General features: G+C 70.6%; 2 protein-coding genes. Both read left to right on the top strand.

What is annotated here, in order from left to right:
- The first annotated feature begins 65 nt into the window (after nt 1-65).
- Nucleotides 66-1,247, top strand: coding sequence for a DnaA/Hda family protein (locus tag VF647_07695; GenBank protein ID HEX8451962.1), 1,182 nt, complete (start codon nt 66-68; stop codon nt 1,245-1,247).
- Nucleotide 1,248: 1 nt separating this feature from the next.
- Nucleotides 1,249-2,868: a DUF4388 domain-containing protein gene (locus VF647_07690; GenBank protein ID HEX8451961.1), complete on the top strand. Its 1,620-nt coding sequence runs from the start codon at nt 1,249-1,251 to the stop codon at nt 2,866-2,868.
- The last annotated feature ends 352 nt before the right edge of the window (nt 2,869-3,220 follow it).

The following is a 3,220-nucleotide window of genomic DNA, read 5'->3' as shown; positions in this document are numbered from 1 at the left end:
TCCCCTATCTTCCTAACCCGACCCCGCGACCAACCCCCCACCGGACGGCCGGACTGCAACCCGCGATGAAGTTCGAGCAGGACCCCCGCTTCACCTTCGACACCTTTGTGGTCGGCCCCGGCAACCGGATGGCCGCGGCCGCCGCGCGCCACGTGGCCGAATCGCCGGGCACCAGCTACAACCCGCTCTGGGTGTACGGCGCGCCCGGCACCGGCAAGAGCCACCTGCTGCGCGCCGTCGCCGCCCTGGCCAGCGCGGTGCGGCCCGAGCTGCGCGTGGTAGTGGAGACCGCCGAAGGGTTCGCATCCCGCCTCTCCACCGCGATCGCGGCGGGGGGGCTGGAGGCGTTCCGCGACGGCGTGCTCGACGCGGGGCTCCTGGTGATCGACGACGCCGAGGGGCTCGCGGGGAAGGCGCGCACGCAGGAGGAGCTCGCGTCGCTCTGGGAGGAGATCCTGCGCCACAAGGTGCAGATGGTCTTCGCCACCACCCTGGCCCCCGGCGAGGTGCCGGACGTGGACGAAGCGTTTCGCGCGAAGCTGGCCGACGGGCTGGTGGTTGACGTCTCGCCCCCGGAGCCGGAGACGCTGCGCGAGCTGGCGCGGCGGCGGGCGGCGGGGCAGGGGGTGGCGCTGGAGAACGGGGTCGACGAGGTGCTCGCACGCCTCCCCCTGCGCGGCGCGCACGAGCTGCACGCCACCGTGGACCGCATCGCGGCGGTGCAGGCGGAGCGCGGCGCGCCCGTCTCCGCGGACGAAGTGCCGTCCATCGTGGAGGGGAGCGCGGCGCCCAACGACGAGTTCAGCGCCTTCCTGAGCGACATCACCTTCACGGTGGGCCAGCTGGTGGAGGAGGCGCCGTGGCGCAAGCGGCTCGCCGAGGCCATCCTGCGCTGGGAGGGCGAAGGGATCCGCACCCGCCGCCTGGAGTCCGCCCTGGACGCCGACGCCGCGCCGGACGTGGACGCCGTGCTCGCCGGCTTCGCGGCCGACGTGGCGAGGCTGCGCGCCGTCCGCGACCAGCTCGCCCCGCTAGACGAAAAGGCCGCCGACTCCCCCGTCCTCGCCGATCCGGACCGCGTGGGCGAGGCGGAGGCGATGCTCCTCTCCGCCCGCGCCGCCGCCGAGCGCAAGAAGGCGCAGGAGCCCGCCGCGCCCCCCGTGGACCGCTGGTACTTCACCAACGCCGAAAAGGTGGCGTGGGGCTGGGTCGCGCTCGACGACCGCCTGATCGAGGAGCTCGGCTGACATGGCGATCAAGGGCAACCTCCGCGAAGCCTCGCTCCCCGACGTCCTCCAGCTCCTGAGCATGGGGCAGAAGACGGGGTGCCTGTCGCTCACCGACCGCTCCAACTTCGGCTACATCTACTTCGAGCGCGGGCGCATCAGCTACGCCTCCATCGTCAACCGGCGCGACCGGCTGGGCGACCTGCTGGTCAAGAACGGGCTGCTGGACGCCAAGGACCTCTTTGCCGCCATCGACGACCAGGCGAAGTCGCCGGGCGAGCGGCTGGGCGAGATCCTCATCCGCCGCGGCTCCATCACGCGCGACCAGATGGAGCACTACATCCGCATCCAGATCGAGGAGGCGGTCTACTTCCTCTTCACCTGGACGCAGGGCTCCTTCTACTTCGAGGCCGACCAGCGCCCGGAAGAGGGCTCCTTCCAGGTGTCGATCAACCCGGAGAACCTCCTGCTGGAGGGGGCGCGGCGGATCGACGAGTGGAGCCTCATCGAAAAAAAGATCCCCTCCCTCGACCTGGTGTTCGAGACGGACCGCACCAAGGCGATGGATGGGCTGGAGCTCTCCGAGGACCAGCGGAAGATCATCCCGCTGATGGACGGCAAGCGGACGGTGCAGGAGCTGATCGAGGAGAGCGGAATGGTGGAGTTCGACGTGGGGAAGGCCCTCTTCGGGCTGATCCAGGCCGGCTTCGCCCACCCGGTGGGGCGCCGCTCCGTCGTCGAGCAGAAGGAGGTGCCGCAGGCGCGAATCGACGAGCACCGCAACCTGGGGATCGCCTTCTACCGCACGGGGATGTACGACGAGTCCACGCGCGAGTTCAGGCGCGTGGCGGAGCTGCAGCCGGGGAACGTGGACTCGCGCTTCCACCTGGCGCTGATCGGCTTGCGCAAGGGCGACGACCGGATGGCGCTCCGCTTCTTCAAGGAGACCACGGAGATGGCGGGCGCGCGCGCACCCGTGCTGCACGGGATGTCGCTCGCGCTGGAGCGGCTTGGGCGCCTTCCCGATGCGCGCTTCGCATCCGACGAGGCGGCGCGCCTGGCCCCGCAGCGCCCGCAGGTGCAGCTCTCGCGCGCCATCCTCCTGCTCAAGCAGGGGGAGGCGCACGAGGCCGCCGCGGCGTTCGCGCGCTTCCGCGAGGGCTTCACGGGGCCGCGCCTTCCCGCCGCCTACTTCGCCTTCGCCGTCCTCGCCGAGGCCGCATCCGGCCGCGCGGATGCCGCGCTCAAGCTGGGCGAGGAAGGGATCAAGCTGCACGCGCACTCCGCCCCGCTGCACCTGCACCTGGGCGTGGTGCGCGAGCGCCGCGGCGAGTGGGAGCTTGCCGAGGCCATGTACCGCCGCGCCGTCGAGGAAGACGGCGACCTGCCGCAGGCGCACAAGGCCCTCGGCGACGCCCTCTACCGCCGCGGCGCCTACGACGACGCCGCCGAATCGTACGGCCGCGCCCTCCAGATCAACGCCGCCCTCGGCGACGACGTCTACTTCCGCCTCGGCAACATCCACTACAAGAAGATGGAGCGCGCCGAAGCCGTGAAGCTGTGGCGCCGCGCCCTGGAGCTGAACCCGCAGAACACCGTCGTGCGCACCAACCTGGAGCTGGTGGAGAGGGTGCTGGGCTGAGGCGGGGTTGAGCGGGATTGACCTCAGGGTTGACCGTTGAAGCAGCTCGGCGCATTATTGGCAGTAGAACGGAGCGAATAACGTCTCTGCCAGTTTCCGACGGAGGTCCATTCGATGTCCACTGAGCTTCTGGGATCACCTTCCCCGCACCTGCAGTCGCTTGCCGTTCGCGCGGCTGTGCGCGCGGATGCAATGGGGCTCCTGATAGACCGCACAGGACTCTATGGAACGCATCCGGAGGATACAGCCTCCACATTGACCCGAGTACTGGACGTGGCTCGCGACGCGGGAATTGGGCGCGGCCTGATCATGCCCGGACCCTCGGGGGACGAGGCGCGTTGGGAGGGATTCG

This window comes from Longimicrobium sp. (assembly GCA_036387335.1).
Lineage (GTDB): Bacteria > Gemmatimonadota > Gemmatimonadetes > Longimicrobiales > Longimicrobiaceae > Longimicrobium.
This window is presented reverse-complemented; position numbering and strand designations above follow the sequence as displayed.

Bases quoted from the DNA above. Each gene is read 5' to 3' on its own strand.
- VF647_07695 (HEX8451962.1), top strand. From the start codon at position 66: ATGAAGTTCGAGCAGGACCCCCGCTTCACCTTCGACACCTTTGTGGTC.
- VF647_07690 (HEX8451961.1), top strand. From the start codon at position 1,249: ATGGCGATCAAGGGCAACCTCCGCGAAGCCTCGCTCCCCGACGTCCTC.